Source organism: Azospirillum canadense (assembly GCF_025961225.1).
Taxonomy (GTDB): Bacteria; Pseudomonadota; Alphaproteobacteria; order Azospirillales; family Azospirillaceae; genus Azospirillum; species Azospirillum canadense.
Genome location: NZ_JAOQNG010000002.1, coordinates 26,619 through 44,947, shown reverse-complemented (window position 1 = coordinate 44,947; position 18,329 = coordinate 26,619). Strand labels below are relative to the sequence as shown.

The window sequence follows — 18,329 nt, the reverse complement described above, 5'->3', positions numbered from 1 at the left end:
TTGTGGAACGCTGTGCGGAGGATCGGAGGCGGATGCCGGCGCTACTGCGCCGCGGCCAGCCGGTCCTCCGGGGCGCCCAGCTCCGGAAAATCGATGGGGAAATCGGCGGCGACCGGAAGGGACGACTCGTCGCCCTCTGGAAGCGGCGGAAGCTCCGCGACCATCGGCGTTGGCGCCTCGTCGCGCGGGCGGCGGTTGCGCGGGAACACCGGCGTCGGCTCCGCACGGGCCTCGACGCGCACGTTGACCACGCCGTCCTCGATCATGCCCAGTTCGCGGGCGGCCTTCTTCGACAGGTCGATCACCCGCCCTTTGACGTAGGGACCGCGGTCGTTGATGACGACCTCGACGCTGCGGCCGTTGTCGGCGTTGGTGACCAGGACGCGGCTGCCCAGCGGCAACGTGCGCGAGGCGGCGGTCAGCTTGCGCTGGCTGAAGCGCTCTCCGGAAGCGGTACGCCGTCCGTCGAAAGAATCCGCGTAATAGGACGCCTTACCCTTATGGATAAGAACCGGTTCGACTTTCGAACCAGTCAATTCCGACGAAGCATTCAATTCCGGCTGCGCCGGTTCGAAAGAACGGACTTTAGCAATCTCAGCGCTTGAAGAACATGCGCTGGCAGTAACAGCGCAAAATGCGAGCGCGATGCACCCATGGCGCACTCTTTTTCTCCTCCGTTGTTGTTCTGGCGCAACGGTTACGGATTTGCCGCATGGTGTCAACCGGCGAATCGATTGTTCACCTGTGACAGGATTGCGCCTTAATCAATAAGCAACGCTTTTTCTTGGGATGAATGAGCGCATTTTCGAGTTTTACTTGCGTCATCAATAAGCGTCCTGAAAAAGAATCCGCGGCAGTGGGGCCCGGACAGCTCAGCCCATGTTGGCGTGGCCCATGCCGGCACCGTGGCCGCGATCTGGCCGCGATCGGCTATTCCGCTTTCCGCCTTTTGAAAAAGCCGTCCTCCCGACGGTGAAGCCCCCGTCTCCACTCCACATATGACCCGGCGGACAGCAACGCGGCCGGAGGGGCAAGGGAACCATGAAGCAGGTGATGTTCGTCGAATTGGGAATGGAGGCGGATCTGCATGGGCAGGACGTCACCAAGGCGGCGGTCCGCGCGGTGCGCAACGCCATCGAGCGCAACTCCATGCCCGGCATTCGCACGCTGGTGAACGGCGACACCAGCAAGATGCGCGTGCACGTCCGCCTCGCCGTCCCCGCCGACGCCGAGTCGCTGGACCAGGAGGCCGTCCGCGCGGTGTTCCCCTACGGCGAGGTGACCATCGAGGTCATGCCGGGCGGCATGCTGGCGCCCAGCGGCATCTTCCTGGCCGACAAGAACGACCGCAGCGAGATGATCTACATCGTCAACGCCGCGGTGGAGGTGGGCCTCTGAGCGGCTTGGGGAAGGGACGCGCCCGGCACCGCCTCTTTGGGATCACCCGCTCTCCCGTGGTTGCCGGGCCCGGCCGTTTCGTGCCAGCGTCGCGGCCATGAAGCGCGCACTCCGATCCTTCCTCGTCGCCGTTGGCATCCTCGCCGGTGGGCTCGTCGTCCTCGCAACCGGGGTGGTCGCCGCCCTGCCGGTGATCGCCGACCACGTGCCCCTCCGGCTCTCCCGCCTCGTCGTCAGCGACGGCAAGAGGCAGGTGGAGATGCAGGGCATGGTCCACGTCGCCAAGCCGGACTTCTACCGGGAGATCGCCTCCCACGTTGCGGAGCGCCGCCGCGAGGGTTGGCTGGTCTTCTACGAGGAGGTGCGGCCGGACGAGGGCAGTTCCCCCAGCGGGGTCGCGGACGTGCTGCGCCGGCTCGGCGCCAACTGGAACCCGGACAGCAAGCAGCATCCCTACGAGATGATGGCCGGCGTCATCGGCGCCGGGCTGGTCCTGCAGGACAACCGCGCCCTGCTCGGCCCGCCGGGGCCGGACGTACGCAACGTGGACGTCACCCTGTCCCAGCTGCTGGCCGCCTTGCCGCCGGAGGAGCCCGCGGGCGCCGACGGCGACGACGGGGAGGAGGACACCGTCGACCTCGCCCAGGTCCGGCAGCAGTTCGCCGCCCTGCCCGGCTGGGCGCAGCGGCGGGTGCAGGCGGGCGTGCGGATCATGCTCGCCACCACCGCATCCGGAACCATGGTGCGGGACATGCTGCCGCCGGCCCTTACCACCCTGCGCGAGGACAAGGTCGTGAAGGCGATCCGGGACGAGCCCGGCCGCAACATCCTGATCCTGTACGGCCAAGTGCACATCGACCACATCCGGGCGATGCTGGCCCAGGCCGACCCGAACTGGCACACCGTCTCGTCGACGAGCCTGCGCGCCTTTTGACTCGGTAACGACGTCTCCAAGATAACAAACGGCGACAAGAGACAACATGCCGCACCCTGAACCCTTCACGTTTTAAGCAACAATATTGCCGGTGGCGCGCGAACTTCCTCTGTGTCATACATCCTGAAAGGATGCGCAGCGGAGAACGCCATGATGTCCTTGTCGAGGATCGCGAATACTGCGGTATGCATATTGAGTACTCTGGTATGCGCTGCCGTTGTCTTGCTCGCGCAGCCTTTCCCAGCGTCAGCGCAAAGCACGCTCCGCTTCGGCACCGTCTTTTCGCCGACCACCTCCACCTACCTGATGCTGGTGGAGGCCTGCCGCCGGATCGAAGCGGAGACGGCCGCAGCCGAAGCCGGTGCCGTCATCATCGACATCCGCACCGCCGGGGAGTTCGGCAAGCCGACGGAGCTGCTGAAGCTGGTGGACAACGGCGACATCGAGATCGCCTACACCGTCCAGGGCTACAGCCCGGCCCGCTTCTCCGCCAGTTCGGTGATGGAGCTTCCACTGGTCCGCCGCACCGCAGTCGGCGGGACCAGGGCGCTGTGGGAGCTTTATGAATCGGGCAAGCTCGACCGCGACTACGCGGGGCTGAAGGTGGTCGGGCTGTGGGCGCTGCCCGCCTACGGCATCTTCACCGCCCAGCGCCCGCTGGGCTCGCCGCGCGACCTGCGGGGCCTGCGCGTGCGCAACCCCAGCAAGACGGTGGGCCGCGCCATGGCGAAGCTGGGCATGGTCCCGGTGGCCCTGCCGTTGAACTTCATGGGCACCGGCCTGAAGGATGGTCTGATCGACGGCATCTCCTACGGCTGGTACTCCTCCACCACCACGGCGGGGGCCGACGGGCAGCCCGTGATGGGCCAGTTGAAGAACCTGCTGGACATCCCCTTCTCCGGCCCGGTCGTGATGCTGGCGATGAAGCGCGCCACCTTCGACGCCCTGCCGGCGCCAGTGCGCGCGGCAATCGACAAGCACCTCGGCAAGACCGTCTCTCTCGCCATCGCCGAGGAGCGCGACCAGGCCGAGGAGGAGGTGAAGCGCAGGCTCGCCGGCGACGGCCGCCACGCCGTGCTCCGCTTCGACCCCGCCCAGATGGCCGACATCCGCGAGGAACTGGAAGAGGTCTACGCCGACTGGATCGGCGGCATGGCGGACCAGGGGCAGGACGGCAAGGCCCTGCTGGACGCCGCGCGCAAAGCCATCGCCGCCGCCGAGAAGCCCTAATCCGGAAGCCCTGATCCGGAAAGCCCGACCGAGAGCCCCCGCCCCGCGCACGCCAGCCGCATCCATCGAGGGATCACGCGCCATGGACACCGCCCTCCATTCCAGGAACGACCAATCCCTGACGGGGCTCAGCCTCAAGACCAAGCTGATCGGCGCCTTCGCGGCCATGTTCCTCGCCGTGGCCGCCATCGGCGGCGGCGCAGGGCTGACCCAACTGCGCATCGCCGCGCTCTTCAGCCAGGTGCACGAGCGCGACTTCCCCCTGGCGGTCGGCGCCCTGAAGCTGGCCGACGCCAGCGGCGGGCTGGAGGACGCCGCGCGGTCGCTGGCGGCAGCGGCCGACGACCGGGCCCGCGGCGCCGCGGTGGACCTTTTCGCCCGCCGCAGCGCCGGCCTGAAGAGCGAACTTGCCAAGCTGTCGGCGCTGAGCGCCGACGCCGCCCTGGCGGACCGGATGGCGGGCATGCTGAAGGACGCCGACGGCGCCGTTGGCCGGCTGGACGGGGAGGTGCGGCGACGCCTCGCCGCCAGCGCCCGCCGCAGCGGCCAGATGAAGGCGCTGGGCGCCGCCCACACCGCCTTCCTCGGCCGGTTCCAGCCGATGGTGCGCAACCTGACGCTCAGCATCCAGGGCGTCACCATGGACCTGCCCACCGACGCCAACGGCCTGTCCATGCTGGTGCTGACCCTGGTGTCGAAGGACCTGCCGGTGCGCCAGGCGCTGTCGGACATCATCAGCGACGTGAACCTGGCCGTCACCCTGCTGGGCAAGGCCGACGCGGCGACCGACGCCGCCCAGGTCGCGGAGCAGGAGAAGCAGTTCGCCGCTGCGGCCAAGCGCGTGGAATTCTCCGGGGACTTCCTGGCCAACATCCTGTCCGACGAGACGCCGCGCCAGATGGCCCAGGCCGTCGTCGCGTTCGGCCGCGGGGCGGAGGGCATCTTCGCCCTGCGCTCGGCCGAGATCGCCGCCATCGGCGCCGCCACGGCCGCGCAGGAGAGCCTGTTCGTGCAGGTCGGAAGGCTCAGCGAGCAGGCCGGCGCGCTGGCCGCCGCCAACGAGGAGAACGCCGCCGTCGCCGCCAAACAGGTCGACGGGGCCATCTCCACCGGCCTGACGGTGATCGGCGCGCTGGTGGCGGGCGCCCTGGCGCTTGGGCTGCTGTCCGGCCTGTTCCTGGTCAACCGCAACATCCGCCTTCTCGACCGGCTGCGCGGCGCGATGGAGGAACTAGCCGGCGGCCGGCTCGACCTGCGCATCCCGGCGCTGGGCCGCCGCGACGAGATCGGCGCCATGGCCCGCACGCTGGAGGTCTTCCGCGCCAATGCCCAGGAGGTCGAACGCCTGAAGCAGGAGCAGGAGGCCGCCAGCCGCCGCGCCGAGCAAAGCAAGCGGCAGGCCCGCCAGGACCTCGCCAACCAGCTCGAATCCAGCGTCAACTCCGTGATCGAATCGGTGCTCGCCGCCACCGCGCGCATGCGGCACGACGCGCAGGCCCTGTCGGCTAACGCCGAGCAGACCAAGCGCCAGACCATCAGCGTCGCCGGGGCGTCCACCTCCGCCTCGGACCGGGTGTCGTCGGTCGCCTCCGCCGCGGAGGAGATGTCCGCTTCCATCGAGGAGATCAGCCGCCACATCGCCGAGTCCTCGCAGATCGCCGGCACTGCGGTGCGCGAGGCGGACGCCACCAACGAGTCCATCTCCGGCTTGACCGAGGCGGCCGGCCGGATCGACCAGGTGGTGGAACTGATCAACTCCATCGCCAGCCAGACCAACCTGCTCGCGCTGAACGCGACGATCGAGGCGGCGCGCGCCGGCGAGGCGGGCAAGGGCTTCGCCGTCGTGGCGAATGAGGTGAAGGCACTCGCCAACCAGACCGCCAAGGCGACGGAGGACATCCAGAGCCAGGTCGACCAGATGCAGACGGTGACGGAGCGCTGCGTCGCCTCCATCCGCGGCATCGCCGGCACCATCGGCCGGATGAGCGAGATCACCGCGACCATCGCGGTCGCCGTGGAGCAGCAGCACGCCGCCACCGAGGACATCGCCCGTCACGCGCAGGAGGCGGCGGACGGCACCCAGTCGGTGTCGCGCACCATCGACGACGTGTCGCACGCGGCCACGGAGACGGGCGACATCGCCCACACCGCGCTGAACACTGCGACCCGCCTGCACGGGGAGGCCGACCATCTGCGCACCGAGGTCGTCCGCTTCATCCAGAACATCCGCTCGGCCTGACGCCAGCCAAAGGAGCCCACCGCCGTGTCCGCGACCACCCAGTCCCCGGCCCAGACCCCGGCCCAGACCCCGGCTTCCCAGGATCCACGCGGGAACGGCCAAACGGACGGTCGCCTGCCCGACGGTCGCCTGCCCGACGGCCGCCTGCTGGTCCGCGTCACCGTCCCGGCCAGCGCCGACGTCGTGCCGGCGCTGCAAACCTTCATGGCGGACGCCGCGCGCCCCTGGGTGGACTCCCCCGACGAACTGACTCCGCTCGGCGAGTTGGTGAGCGAGGTGGCGCTGCACGTCGTCCGCACCGCCTTCGACCCGGGCGAGGAGGGCGAATACACGGCCGAGCTTCTGCACCGCGGCGGCCAGATCGTCTTTGCCATCGAGGACAAGGGCTTGCCGGCCGGCGGGATCAGCACCTTCCTGCCGAGCGACCTCGCCCACGCCGTGGCCTTCCGCAATCTGGGACGCGGCGGAAAGCGGCTGGAGGTGGCGCGCACGCTCCACGCCCGTGCGGCGGAACCGTTGGCTCCGGATTCCGACGAATGCCGCGTTGAAGGATGCTGCGCCAACGGGGAGCCGCCCCGCGCGGAGGATGAGGTCGAGCTGCGGCTGCTGGAACCGGCCGACGCGCCGTCGCTGTCGCGGCTGATGTACCGCTCCTACGGCTACACCTACGGATCAGAGTTTGTTTACTACCCGGAACGGATAGTCGAGATGCTGGCCAGCGGGCGCCTCGTCTCCTACGTCGCCGTGAACGAGGGCGCGGAGGTGGTCGGCCATCTCGCAATGCTGCGCCACGGGCCGGACAGCACCACCGGCGAAACGGCCATGGCCGCCGTCGACCCGCGCTACCGCGGCCGCCGCCTGTTCGAGCGGATGAAGGAAGGCATGGGCGAACTGGCCCGGCAAAACGCGATGTTCGGCCTCTACAGCGAGGCGGTGGCCGTCCACACCTTCACCCAGCGCGGCAACCTGGCGCTGGGCGGGTTTGAGACCGGCTTCCTGCTGGGCTTCACCCCGGCGACCCAGGTTTTCCGCAAGATCAGCGACGGCCAGGCGCCCGACCGCCGTTCCGCCATTTTGTTCTATCTGCGCACCAACGACGAGCCTGCGCGGGTCATTTACGCCCCGGAACGGCATCAGGCCATCATGGACGCCATCGTCCGGCGCGGCGGCATGAACCGGTCGGTGCAGCCCCCCGCGCCGGAGCTGTCGCTGCGCTCCCTCCAGGACCAAGTCGCGGTGCTGGACGTTGCCGCCCGCCCGGACGTCGGGCGCGCCTTCCTGACGCTGCGCCGCTTCGGCGCGGACGTGCTGAAGCGGGTGCAGGACGAGCTGCGGGAGCTGTGCCGCCACGGCTACGCCTGCGTCTATCTGGAGCTTCCCCTGTCCGACCCGATGACGGCCGTGCTGTGCAAGGGGTTCGAGAGCTTCGGCTTCTTCTTCGCCGGCCTGCTGTTCGAGGTGGACGGCTGCGACGCGCTGCGCCTTCAGTACCTGAACGGCGTCACCGTCCGCCGTGACGACATCCAGGTGGCCTCCGATTTCGGCCGCAGCCTGCTCGACTACGTCGTCGAAGCCAAGGAGACGGTGGAGCGCGCACGGGTGGAACGCCGCAAGTTCTTCCCCCAACCCGGCCACCCCGCCCGCCGCCGCAAAGGCGAGCGGGTCGAGGAAACGGCGGAGGCAGAGGCGGTCGCGTAACCGCCTGCCCTCACGCCTCGCTCAACGTGGCGGCGCGCGACATGCGGCCGATCTTCACGGTCACCTCGCGGGCGATGTTGCGGACCAGGATGAAGGAGATGGACGGGTCCAGGCTGTCCAGCATCGCCACATCCTCCGCCGCCAGCTCGTGGCAGACCACCGCGCTGTCCGCCACCACGTCGGCGGAGCGCGGCTTGCCGGTCAGCATCGCCATCTCGCCGAACAGCGCGCCGGCGCAGATGCTGCCCAGCCGCACGCTGTGCCCGCCGTCGGGCGAGCGCTTCTCCACCCGCACGCGGCCCTTCACCAGGAAATACTGACTGTTTTGGGTGCTGCCCTCGCTCAGGATCCGCTCGCCGGGGGCGAAGGTCAGGCGGCGGGTGGTCAGCGACAGCAGGTCGAACTGCGCCTGGGTCAGGCCCTCCAGGCTGGGGTGGTCGCACAGCGGCATCTCCACCTCGCCATCGGCGACCCCAGCGCCAGACAACCGGGCGAGAAGGCGGTCCTCCGCCGCGGACAGCGCGGTGTCCAGGTCGCCGTAGACGCGCCCCTCCGCCTCCGGCCGGTCGAAGCCCATGTCGCGCAGCAGGGCGCGCAAGGACCGCCCCGCGCCCAGGCCGGACAGAAGCAGGGTCTTGCCCTCGCGCGCCAGCCGTTCGTCCAGGCGGCGCAGGATCAGCACGCCCGTGCTCTCCACATCGTTCACCCGGGCGAGGTCGAGGATCAGCGTCTCGCCGCCGGCGTTCAGGGTTTCCGCCGCCCGCGCCAGATTGTCGGCCGACCCGAAGAACACCGGGCCGTGCAGTTCCATCACCGCGATGGCCCGGCCGTGCCGCTCCAGCAGGTCCATGTCGGTCCCCGACCGGCCGGTCATCGAATGCACCCGGTCGCCGTGGTAGGAACGGCGCACCACCGACACCGCGGCGCGGCGCAGATAGACCATGACGCTCAGCGCCATGCCCACGGCCAACGCTGCCAGCACGTCCACCGCCGCGACCAGGACGGCCACGACGACGACGATGAACAGGGTCTGCAGCAACTCCGCCCGCGCGGCACCCGCCCGGCGGCGCAGCAGCAGCGTGACGATCTGCATCGTCCAGTCGTCCGGCCGCAGGACCGCGACGACGACCACGCCGGCCATCACCGACACGGGCACCATCTCCAGCACCGGCCCCAGCCCCATGGCCGCCCCCAGCAGCACCAGCCCCAGGAACAGGTTCGCGCGGTCCGACCGGGCGCCGTTGTGGATGGCCACGCGGGTGTAGAGCGGCGACCCGCCGGTCACCGTGCCGCCGCCCAGCGCCCCCAACAGGTTGGCCCCGCCTTGGGCCAGCAGCTCCCGGCTGCTGTCGTGGCGGACGCGCAGCAGGGCGTCGGCCGCTGCAGCGCTCAGCAGCGACTGGATGGACGACACCACGCCCAGCGTCAGCCCGGTGACGAGCAGCGACGGCCACAGGTCCGCGAACACCCGATGGGTCGCGAGGTCCGTCAGGCCCGGCACGGCGAAGACGAAGGGCATGCCGGCCGGCGGCGCCTTCACCGTCGCGCCCAGCGCGCCCAATTCCATCGCATTGGGCTCCATGATCCCAGCCAGCGCTTGATAGGCGATGGTCCCGATGATCAGGCCGATCAACGGGCCGGGGATCACCCGCGACCGCTTCTCCCCCATGAACCAGACACCCGCCACGGCGAGCAGGCCGAAGCCGAGCGCCCAGGGGTTCACGGGCGCCGCCCCGGTGACGGCGGCCCAGGTGCCCGCCCCGTCCGGCAGGCCCAGCAGGTTGGGAAGCTGCTGCAGCAGGATGACCAGCGCGAATCCGTTGACGAAGCCGGCCACGACCGGCTGCGGAATGAATTTCAGGACGTCGCCCATCCGCAGGACGCCGAGCAGGAGTTGGAGCAGAGCCGCCACCATCAGCGCCAGCACGGGAATGGCGACCAGGACCGCCGCCGGAATCGTGTAGCCGCCGGCCGCCGCCGCTTGGGTCCCCTGGACGAGCAGCCCGCCGAGCAGGGCAGCCTGGGTCGCCCGCGGCGCGTTGACGTGCAGGCTTCCGCCCGGCAGCAGGCCGCGGAACAGGGCCGCCGCGATGGTCGCGCCGAAGGCCGCCTGGATTCCGAGCGACTGGAAAGCGGATCCCAGCGGCTGGAACACGATGACGCCACAGCCCAGCACCGCCGGCATGACGAACAGAGCGCCCGCCAGCCCGCCCAGGGCCTCGCCGCGCCACCGATCCACCCTGTTGCTCTCGCCCGTGTTGCTGGCGTTGTTGGCGCCTGTGCTGCCGACCGTCACCTGAGTCACCCCAACCGAATTGAAATCGCGAAAGGCATCACACCTTAACCGCGATTCCAATCCATTTCCAGCAACTCGCCGGTCGGACGATGCCCCAGAAACGCCCCTCAACTGGGACTTCTGGAAAGAGCGCCACAACGTTACATCATCGTCATTCCACCGTATGTTGGGCGCACCCGAAAGAGACGGCGGAATACTTGTGTGTGTTCATCCCGGGGCGATGGCCCACTGCCCGCCGGCGTCGCGGCAGAAGGTCAGGCGCCGCGTCTGCTCCTCCGTGCGGATGAAGCGGGCGCGCAGGCGGGCGCACGGTGCGCCCTCCTTCTGCAAGGTTTTCTCGACGACCACATCGCCGCGCATGTTGGTCTTGGGGTTTTGCCATTCGGCCCGGTTGCCGGCCTTCGCCGGCTGCAAGGCCTTCACCACGGCGTCGCGGAACAGCTGCCAATCCTCGTCGGTCAGCTGAAAACTGCCGCGATTGCCGAGGAACAGCCCGAACTGGGCCTGCGCCGGACCGGCGCCCAACAGCCCCGCGGCCAGCATGGCCGCTAAGGCCAGGGAAAGCACAACGCGCATGGCACCTCTCCCGTGTTCGACTCCGCGGATCCATCGACGAAGAATGGCGCCGAAGAATGGCGACAAAGAATGGTCCGGGGCGGAAACCTTCCCACCACAGGCTGCACGCCCACGCGCCCTGCGTGAAGTGTCCAACGGGCGTGTTACGGTAAAGTACGCGTCATCCCGCGCGCGCTGTGCGATAGCTGGTTCGGCAATCCCCGTGGCAACGCCCTTGCCATTCCGTCGGGAGCGCCTCCGCGGGAACGATGCCGATGGACAGCACCCTGCAGCTTCTCATCCTGCGGTTTCCGGCCTTCAAGGACCTGATCCTCGACCAGATGGCCGAGAACGCGCGATTGCAGGCGCTGTCCGCCGATTACGGGGACGCGCTCGCCGCGCACGCCCTATGGGAACGCACAAGATGGGAATGCGCCGACGCACCGCAGGCGGGCGCCTGCGCGCGCGACTACCGGCGCTTGGTCGCCGAGCTGGAACGCGATCTGCTGCGGGAACTGCTGGACATCGACGCGGCGACCGAACCGGCCGGGCGCCGATGATCCCTCACCAGTGGCTCATGCCGTTCATCCGGCATTGGCCGGTGGTGTAGGTCTGCTCGATCTCGCAGTTGGGCGTCATGTTCATGACGATGTAGCCGCCGCAATTCGGGTTGTAATAGCGCGCGCGATAGCCGGACACGATGCTGACGCCGCTGCGGATTTCCGAGTGCATGCCGCTTTTCACCACGTTGGCGAGCCCCATGGCTTCCAGCTTCGCCGTCGCGGTCTGGGCGCATTTGGGTGGCAGCGTCGCCAGCGGGGCGTCCTGCGCCCACGCCGCGTTTGCCACGAACAGCGCTGCAACGGCCGCCAACGGGACGGCGATCCGGGCTGGAACGCCCCAAGCCGGGCGGATGACCCTTGAAATAGGCTGGAATGTGTGGGGTGACACGGGTTTCCTCCTTGATCGGCACCCGGTTGTTCCGCACCGAATGCAACAATCATACAACGGGCGGGCCTTGGGTTGGTTCGGGCGGGGTTGGTTCAGGCGGGGCCGCTTCGGCGTTGCTGTAACAGACGCCGTATGCCCGCCGCCGTATGCGCACGCCCGCAAGCCCGACCGGCGGTACGCAACGGTAACGTACTTCCTCCCGCGTCTTGGCGATTCGCACTGTTTGCAATGACTGTGCAAGAACGCCCCCAGCAAACAGCGGAAAAACGATTGGACCGGCGGCGATCTTCGGTGGTCGGCGGGCCAGGAGTCGCGCCGGCCGGACAGTCCGTTATTTCCGAATCTTTCGGGGGATGGACTTCTGGTCTCGCGCTTCTCCGCTGGACCCGGCGCGTTCCGGCATCCATCGCTGCGATCCTTCTGGCGCTGCTGCTGTCCGCCCCCTCCCCCGTCCTGGCCCAGGCGCCAGCCGGAACGACGCCGGCCGTTGAGCAGCGGGCCGATCCGGCGGCAACGCGCCGCACCGATCTGGAGGTCTACGCCGACCGGCTGGAGGCGGTGGCGGCCACCTACCCCCGCCTGCCGGTCATCGTGATGAACGCGTTCGAACGGCCGAACGGCCGGGACGTCCCCGTCGACCCCTGGCGCCTGCTGACCGGCCTGTCGGTCCTGATCGCCGCGGGAACCACCGCCCTGCTGGCGACCAACCGCGCACTGGCCCGCACGCGGGAACGGGTGGAGGCCGCGCACGCCGCCCCGGTGATCGCGGCGGTCCTGCGGCTCAGCCTCGGGCTCGTCGGGGTGGCGGCCTATGTGGTGGGCGCGCTGATCGCCTACGCCGCCCTGCACCCGCGGCACCCCGCGGCACCGGCCATCCTGCTGGCGGTGCTCCAGGCCTCGGTCACCGTCCTTCTGGTCGACCGGCTGGTCCGCTTCCTCTGCGCGCCGGACCAGCCGGCGCTCCGCCTCTTGCCGCTGGACACCACCGCGGCACGCGCGCTGCACCGCACGGCCATGGTCACGGTGACGCTGGCAGCGGGCGTGCTGGGGCTGGTCGACCTGCTGATGGCGCTGGGGGTAGGGGGCGACGCCATCGTCGCGATCGGGCTGCCGGCCAGCACCATCCCCTTCATCTACCTGCTGCACCGGGTGTGGCGGGGCCGCAACGCGGTCGCGCTGGCGCTGGCCGGGCCGCTGTCCATTGATCCGGCCGCCAGCCCGGCGCTCGGCCTGTGGCCGGTGGCCGCAACCGTCTACCTCATCGGCCTCTGGCTGGTCGTGGCAGCCTCGGCCGTGCGGCTGGAGCCGGGGACGGGCCCGCGCATGCTGATCAGCCTGCTGGCCGCCTTGGCCGTGCCGGCGGTCGCCCTGATCGTCCAGCGCCCGCTCGCCCGTTTCTACCGCGGGGAGGAGACGGAGGCGGGCAAGGCCACCGTCACGCGGGTAATGCGGGCGGTATGGACGGCGCTGTTCCTGGTCGGGCTGTTCGCCACGGCGGCGATCTGGGGCTTCCGGGTGGAAAAGGCGACGGGCTTCGGCGGCATCCTACTGCGCTTGGCTGTCAACGTCAGCGTCGTCCTTCTCCTCGGCTACGTCGCCTGGACGCTGGTCGTCCGCGCCATCGACCGCGCGCTGGAGGGCGCACGCCAGGACAGCGGCAATTCCCGCGCGCAGCGCATGGCGACGCTGTTGCCGCTGTTGCGCAAGTTCCTGCAGATCGTGCTGATCACCGTGGTCGCCATGATCATGCTGTCGTCGGTCGGCATCGAGATCGGGCCGCTGCTGGCCGGCGCGGGCGTGGTCGGCATCGCCATCGGCCTTGGCGCGCAATCGACCATCGCCGACATCCTGGCCGGCGTCTTCTACCTATTGGAGGACGCCTTCCACATGGGCGACTATGTGGAGGTTGGGCAGCTGCGCGGCACGGTGGAGGGCATCTCCCTGCGCTCCCTGAAGCTGCGCCACCACCGCGGGGCGGTGCACACCCTGCCCTTCGGCCAGATCAAGGCGCTGACCAACTACAGCCGCGACTGGGCGCTGATGCGGCTGGAATTCCGCGTTCCGCCGGACACCGACATGGCGGTGGTGAAGAAGATCGTGAAGACCATCGGCAAGGAGCTGGCCGACGACCCGGAGATGGGCCCAAGCTTCATCGAGGGGCTGAAGTCCCAGGGCGTGCGCCGGGTGGAGGACGACGCGGTGATCATCGGCGTCAAGTTCACCGCCAAGCCCGACGAGCAGTTCGTCATCCGGCGCGAGGCCTACCACCGCCTGATCCGCGCCTTCCGCGACAACGGGATCAGCCTGGTCGGGCGCGGCGTGGTGGTGCATGTGGACGACCCGTCCGCCCGCAGCCAAGCCATCGGCTTTGCCGCTGCCCAGGCGCTGGAGGGCGCGATGGGCGGCGCAAAGGGCAACGGCGGCGCGGACTGAGGGGGGATTCACCACCAAGGCACCAAGAATCCTCGCGGCCGGCGCGGTGTGGATTCTTGGTGCCTTGGTGCCTTGGTGGTGAAAATCGGGGTGGTGAATAGACTCAGAATCCCGCCTCGCGGATCAGCACCGCCAGCGCCGTGCGCCAGAAGCGGCCGAGGAGGCTGCGCGCCTCGGCGTCCACGCGGGCGACGCCGCGCGCCTGGTGGGCGGGGCCGGCCTGCGCCGGGTCCAGCGGGGCCAGCGTCACGCGGTAGACGGCGTCGACCGGCGCCAGGTTCTGGCGGGTGGTCGGCACGCCCGGCTGGCCCTCCACCGCGACCGGCCCACCGTTGAGCGAGGCCAGCGCCGGCACGTCCAGCGCCGCGGCCCCCACCCGGTCCACGGCGGTGACGCGCGCCTCGACGCGCGGGCGCAGCGGGTCGTCGGGATGGAAGCGCGCGACGGCGCCCGGCGCCACCCGCGCCAAGTCCTCTTCCGCCACATATCCCACGAACTCGCCGGCGCCGTCGCCGACCAGTTGGGCGAGCGGCAGCTTCGGGTTGACCCAGCGGCCCGGGCGCAGCCCGTCGGCGACGTCCACCACCGTCCCGGCCATCGGCGCCCGCACCTCCAGCCGCGCCTTGCTGTCGAGCAGCCCCTGCCGTTCCGCCAGCGCGGCGGAAAGGTCCTCCTCCATCACGCGGATGCGGTCGAGCCCTTCGCGGGCGGCGGACAGCCGGTCGATGCGTTCCTGCGCCACGGCGATGCGCAAATCCGACTGCGCCAGCTTGTTTTCAACCTCCGGTGCCTCCAACCGGAACAGCAGGTCGCCGACTGCCACACGCCGGCCCGGTTCGACCAGCACCTCCGCCATGCGGGCCGGCACCGGCGCGAACAGCGTAGAAAAGGCGTCGGCCCGCCACACCGCGGGCACCGCCACCGATCCGGTGACCGGCGTCAGGGCGAGCCAGAGCAGCCCGCCGAGGCCGCACAGCGTCGCCAGCGTGTTGCGGTTCAGGCCCATGCCGTGGCGGAGCTTCCACCAGGCGACGACTTCCTTGAAGAGCGGACGCATCAGGAACCAGCCGATTTCCACCGCGAACAGAAGGATGCCCAGCACCTTGATGAAGACGTGGTAAACCAGCGCCGCGATGCCGAGGAACAGGACCAGACGGTAGATCCAGGTGGCGAAGGCGTAGACCAGCAGCGTCCGGTGCATCCAGGGGGCAAAGCGCTCCGGCACCTCCTCCCCCAGCCCGAACAGCCATTCGCGCAGCCGCCAGCGGGCCAGCGCGAAGGCGCGGTCCTGCAGATTTGGCACGTCCAGCGCGTCGGCCAGCAGGTAATAGCCGTCGAAGCGCATGAAGGGGCTGAGGTTGATGGTCAGCGTCGTGACCCAGCTGACCGTCGCCACGAAGAAGGCGGCGCTGCGCAGCGCGCCGTCGGGCAGGAAGCTCCACGCCAGCGTCGCGAAGGCGGCCAGCCCCAACTCCGCCAGGATGCCGGCCGACGCGATGCCCAGCCGGGCGCGGCGCGACACCAGCTTCCAGGCGTCGCTGGTGTCGGTGTAGAGCACCGGCCACATCACCAGGAAGGCCACCCCCATGGTCGGCACCCGGCAGCCGTAGCGCTTGGCCGTGTAGGCGTGCCCCAGTTCGTGCAGCGTCTTGGTCACCACCAGCGTGACGCCGTAGAGCGCCATGCCCTCCAGGCTGAAGAAATGCAGGAAGGTGTGCCGGAAGGCGTCCCACTGCCGCATCGCCAGCACGAGGCCGAGCAGACCGGCCCCCACCACCGCCCAGCGCCAGGCGGCGCTGTAGAAGGGCGCGACGAAGCGCACCGTGGCGTTCAGGAAGGCGTCCGGGCGGACCAGAGGGATGCGGAAGAACAGGTAGTTGTGCAGCAGCCACATCCACCAGGACGTCCGCCGCATCGCCACCTGCTTCGCCAGATAGTCGGTGTCGACGGTCTGCGTCAGGTTGTTGGCCGACAGGAAGCGGTACAGCTCGTAGACGTCGTCGGCGTCCGGCTCCAGCACCGTCTCCTCCACCACCGCGGCGGCGATGGCGCGGGGGGCGCACAGGTGCCAGCGCGCGATGATCTCGAAAGCGGCGTGGCCGATGCGGAAATAGCGGTTGCGCACCGGGTCGTGGATGGTCCAGCAGGGCGACCCGTCCGGCCCCGGCGGGCCGGGCAGCAGGTGCAGGTCGTCGCGCAGCGGCGGCAGCCGGACCGCGTCCATCGGATCCGCCGGAGTGGCCGATAGCCCCGCAACGCCCCCCGGCGTGCCCCCCAGCGTGCCGAGAACGGCGGCGCCCATGGCCCTAGATCCCCACGGCCTGCCGCAGCGCGGCCAACGGGCGGCGGAAGAGGTAGAGCGCCAGCGGCACCCGCCCGCCCTCGATCTTGGCGGTCCCGCGCAGCCCGATGCGCGGCGTCGGCTCCCCCGCGGCAGCGGCGGCCAGCTCCGCGCGCACCCGGTAGGCCAGGATGCCGGAGGTGGTCATCCCCGGCTCGTAGCTGGCGTGCACCACCCGACCGTGCAGCGGGCGCAACGGATCGACGTTCAGGAACAGGCTGACGTCCGCCCCTTCCTCCAGCAGCTGGGCGTCGCCGACCGGCACGTGGATGTCGATCTCCGCCGCCTGCGGGTCGGCGAGCGTCAGGATGCGCTCGCCCACCGCCACCGGCTTGCCCAGCCAGTCGTTGACGTCGGTGAAGACCGCGATGCCCGCGCGGTCCGCCTTCACGGTGACGCGGTCCAGCAGGTCGCGGGCGAAGGCCAGCTCGGCCCGGCGCAGCTCCACCTGGGCTTTCAGCTGCGCCACCCGCGCCTTGCTCTGCGGGTCGGCGAAGGCGCCCTGGGCGGCGGTCAGAAGCTCGGCCTCCGCCGAGGTCAGGGCCTTGCGCGCCACCTCGAACCGGCTGCGCAGCACGGTGGATTCGAAGCTGAACAGCGGCTGCCCGGCGGTGACCGCCTCGTTCGGCTGGACGTGGAAGCGCTCGATGACGCCCTCCAGCGGCGCGCTGACGATCAGCGGGTCGCGCGGCGCCACCTCCGCCGGGGCAAGCGTCGATTGCGGCACGGGGATGGACAGCGCCCCACCGAGCAGCGCCACAGCCAACAAGGCCATCAGCGCCGGACGCAACGGCAGCCGGGACCGCCGTCCGCCGCGGGTCAGCGCCCACCAGGCGTGGCCATAGCCGCCGGCCAGCTGCTCCAGCAACAGCTGCTCGCCGTCGGTCCAGACGTCGTCGCGGGCGATCCACAGCGCGGCGGTCAGCGAGCCGTCCGGCCCCGGCAGCGGCAGCCACAGCGCCTGCGCCGGTCCCCAGTTGCCCCACTCCCGCGACAGCGACGGCGGCAGGTCGGCGGGGGAGACGAGGTGCGGCGCGCGCGCGTCGGCACTGGTGGCGACCGCGGCGCCGACCGCCTCCAACCAACGGGTGAAGGGGGCGTCGCGCTCCGGTACGGCGACGTTGGACACGGCCTCCAGCCGGGCCTTGCCGGTCGGTGCCAGCGCCAGGAACACGGCTTGGCGGTAGACCACCAGCCGCCGCGTCTGGTTGACCATCAGGAAGCGCAGCGCCTCCGCCGTTTGCGCCTGCCGCGCCTCCTGGTGCAGGTTCAGCAGCAGCAGCAGGCCGTTCAGCGGCTGCGCGGCTTCGGCGGCACGAAGGTTGACGTCATCGGGCAACGGTGACCTCCCCCGGCGGCGTGAAGCGGGCGGTGCCGCTCATCCCAGCAACCAGATTGGGCGGGGCCCCTTTCTGCGGCAGCAGCTTCCCCATCACCTTCAGCGACTGGCTGACCGGATCGACGCGCGCGCCGATCAGCGCAACCTCGCCGCCCAGCTGCTCGCCCGTCTCGTCGATGCGCAGCTCGAACCGTTGGCCGGGCTTCAGCCAAACCAGCCAGGAGGACGGGACGATCAGCTCCACCCGCAGGTCCTGGTCGGACACGATCTCCAGCAGCGGGGTGCCGGCGGGCACCGATTCCTGCTCCCGGATGCGCTGTTCCACCGCGCGGCCGTCGTAGGGCGCTTTGATCTCGCAGCGGCGCACCTCGATCTCCGCCCGGCGCTGCTCGGCCCGCGCGGCTTCGGCCTTGACCTCGGCCATCTCGACCTCGGCCCCGCCGATGGACTTCAGCTGCTCCAGCCGCCGGCTCTGCCGGACGGTGACGTCGGCCGCGCGCGCGTTCGCACGGGCCGCGTCCAGCGTGGCCTGGTAGTGGCTGCAATCGAAGGCGACCAGCGTCTGCCCCGCCTTGAAGGCTTGGCCCGGCTCCACCGAGAGGCGGGCGATGCGGCCGGCGATCTCGCTGGACAGCACCGCGTGCTGGCGCGCCTCGATCAGCGCGCGCACCCCACCATCGACGGCAGCAGGCGGCGTGGCGGGCGGAGGCGAGTCCGGCGCGGCAACCAACGGGGCGGCGAGCAACGGAGCGGGAACCAGCGCGACGAACAGCGCGGCGGCGACGCGGATGGAGCGAAGACGACGGATCATGGCCGAGTCTTTCTGCACCGATCACTGCGGAAACGCAACGATCGTTGCACCCGCATTGGATCGATACGCTTCTTTGTTTCAGCCAACCCATCATCCACACGCAC

At 70.0% G+C, this 18,329-nt stretch carries 14 protein-coding genes; 7 read left to right on the top strand and 7 right to left on the bottom strand.

Annotation, left to right across the window (positions count from 1 at the left end):
* Window positions 1-41: 41 nt before the first annotated feature.
* The gene (locus tag M2351_RS14950) at window positions 42-536 is read right to left on the bottom strand and encodes a septal ring lytic transglycosylase RlpA family protein (protein ID WP_264656909.1); all 495 of its coding nucleotides are present in this window, start codon (window positions 534-536) and stop codon (window positions 42-44) included.
* A gap of 505 nt (window positions 537-1,041) precedes the next feature.
* Here M2351_RS14950 and M2351_RS14945 point away from each other — a divergent pair.
* The 5 genes from M2351_RS14945 (at window position 1,042) to M2351_RS14925 (ending at window position 7,499) form a co-directional block, all read left to right on the top strand.
* Window positions 1,042-1,398: a Lin0512 family protein gene (locus M2351_RS14945; RefSeq protein ID WP_264656908.1), complete on the top strand. Its 357-nt coding sequence runs from the start codon at window positions 1,042-1,044 to the stop codon at window positions 1,396-1,398.
* 97 nt (window positions 1,399-1,495) lie between these two features.
* Entirely contained in the window at window positions 1,496-2,332 is an 837-nt protein-coding gene (locus M2351_RS14940) for a hypothetical protein (RefSeq protein ID WP_264656907.1), read from the top strand.
* A gap of 222 nt (window positions 2,333-2,554) precedes the next feature.
* Entirely contained in the window at window positions 2,555-3,562 is a 1,008-nt protein-coding gene (gene dctP, locus M2351_RS14935; protein WP_264656906.1) for a TRAP transporter substrate-binding protein DctP, read from the top strand.
* 82 nt (window positions 3,563-3,644) lie between these two features.
* Window positions 3,645-5,801 carry a methyl-accepting chemotaxis protein gene (locus tag M2351_RS14930; protein ID WP_264656905.1) on the top strand — a complete coding sequence of 719 codons (2,157 nt, stop codon included), beginning with the start codon at window positions 3,645-3,647 and terminating at the stop codon, window positions 5,799-5,801.
* A gap of 24 nt (window positions 5,802-5,825) precedes the next feature.
* Complete coding sequence (locus M2351_RS14925) at window positions 5,826-7,499, top strand: GNAT family N-acetyltransferase (RefSeq protein WP_264656904.1); 1,674 nt, start codon at window positions 5,826-5,828, stop codon at window positions 7,497-7,499.
* 10 nt (window positions 7,500-7,509) lie between these two features.
* Here the strand turns inward: M2351_RS14925 and M2351_RS14920 are convergent, their stop codons facing one another.
* Together M2351_RS14920 and M2351_RS14915 are read right to left on the bottom strand one after the other, a co-directional pair.
* Window positions 7,510-9,795: a SulP family inorganic anion transporter gene (locus tag M2351_RS14920; protein WP_264656903.1), complete on the bottom strand. Its 2,286-nt coding sequence runs from the start codon at window positions 9,793-9,795 to the stop codon at window positions 7,510-7,512.
* Between the two features lie 207 nt (window positions 9,796-10,002).
* Window positions 10,003-10,371 carry a hypothetical protein gene (locus tag M2351_RS14915; RefSeq protein ID WP_264656902.1) on the bottom strand — a complete coding sequence of 123 codons (369 nt, stop codon included), beginning with the start codon at window positions 10,369-10,371 and terminating at the stop codon, window positions 10,003-10,005.
* A 254-nt stretch (window positions 10,372-10,625) separates the two neighbouring features.
* Between M2351_RS14915 and M2351_RS14910 the strand changes: the two genes are divergently transcribed.
* Complete coding sequence (locus M2351_RS14910) at window positions 10,626-10,910, top strand: hypothetical protein (RefSeq protein WP_264656901.1); 285 nt, start codon at window positions 10,626-10,628, stop codon at window positions 10,908-10,910.
* A gap of 4 nt (window positions 10,911-10,914) precedes the next feature.
* On the opposite strand, the gene M2351_RS14905 is transcribed toward M2351_RS14910, so the two are convergent.
* Entirely contained in the window at window positions 10,915-11,301 is a 387-nt protein-coding gene (locus M2351_RS14905; RefSeq protein WP_264656900.1) for a hypothetical protein, read from the bottom strand.
* Window positions 11,302-11,571: 270 nt separating this feature from the next.
* Here M2351_RS14905 and M2351_RS14900 point away from each other — a divergent pair, with 270 nt between their 5' ends.
* Window positions 11,572-13,734 carry a mechanosensitive ion channel domain-containing protein gene (locus tag M2351_RS14900; RefSeq protein WP_264656899.1) on the top strand — a complete coding sequence of 721 codons (2,163 nt, stop codon included), beginning with the start codon at window positions 11,572-11,574 and terminating at the stop codon, window positions 13,732-13,734.
* Window positions 13,735-13,837: 103 nt separating this feature from the next.
* On the opposite strand, the gene M2351_RS14895 is transcribed toward M2351_RS14900, so the two are convergent.
* The 3 genes from M2351_RS14895 to M2351_RS14885 are packed head-to-tail and all read right to left on the bottom strand — an operon-like array spanning window position 13,838 to window position 18,225.
* Complete coding sequence (locus M2351_RS14895; RefSeq protein ID WP_264656898.1) at window positions 13,838-16,036, bottom strand: HlyD family efflux transporter periplasmic adaptor subunit; 2,199 nt, start codon at window positions 16,034-16,036, stop codon at window positions 13,838-13,840.
* 4 nt (window positions 16,037-16,040) lie between these two features.
* Window positions 16,041-17,414 carry an efflux RND transporter periplasmic adaptor subunit gene (locus M2351_RS14890; RefSeq protein WP_264656897.1) on the bottom strand — a complete coding sequence of 458 codons (1,374 nt, stop codon included), beginning with the start codon at window positions 17,412-17,414 and terminating at the stop codon, window positions 16,041-16,043.
* Complete coding sequence (locus M2351_RS14885) at window positions 17,404-18,225, bottom strand: efflux RND transporter periplasmic adaptor subunit (protein WP_264656896.1); 822 nt, start codon at window positions 18,223-18,225, stop codon at window positions 17,404-17,406. Before M2351_RS14885 ends, M2351_RS14890 begins: the two co-directional genes overlap by 11 nt.
* Window positions 18,226-18,329: the final 104 nt, after the last annotated feature.

Excerpts from the sequence above, each read along its gene's own strand:
- M2351_RS14940 (WP_264656907.1), top strand. The coding sequence starts at position 1,496 with ATGAAGCGCGCACTCCGATCCTTCCTCGTCGCCGTTGGCATCCTCGCC.
- M2351_RS14895 (WP_264656898.1), bottom strand. The coding sequence starts at position 16,036 with ATGGGCGCCGCCGTTCTCGGCACGCTGGGGGGCACGCCGGGGGGCGTT.
- M2351_RS14885 (WP_264656896.1), bottom strand. The coding sequence starts at position 18,225 with ATGATCCGTCGTCTTCGCTCCATCCGCGTCGCCGCCGCGCTGTTCGTC.
- M2351_RS14915 (WP_264656902.1), bottom strand. The coding sequence starts at position 10,371 with ATGCGCGTTGTGCTTTCCCTGGCCTTAGCGGCCATGCTGGCCGCGGGG.
- M2351_RS14945 (WP_264656908.1), top strand. The coding sequence starts at position 1,042 with ATGAAGCAGGTGATGTTCGTCGAATTGGGAATGGAGGCGGATCTGCAT.
- M2351_RS14930 (WP_264656905.1), top strand. The coding sequence starts at position 3,645 with ATGGACACCGCCCTCCATTCCAGGAACGACCAATCCCTGACGGGGCTC.
- M2351_RS14910 (WP_264656901.1), top strand. The coding sequence starts at position 10,626 with ATGGACAGCACCCTGCAGCTTCTCATCCTGCGGTTTCCGGCCTTCAAG.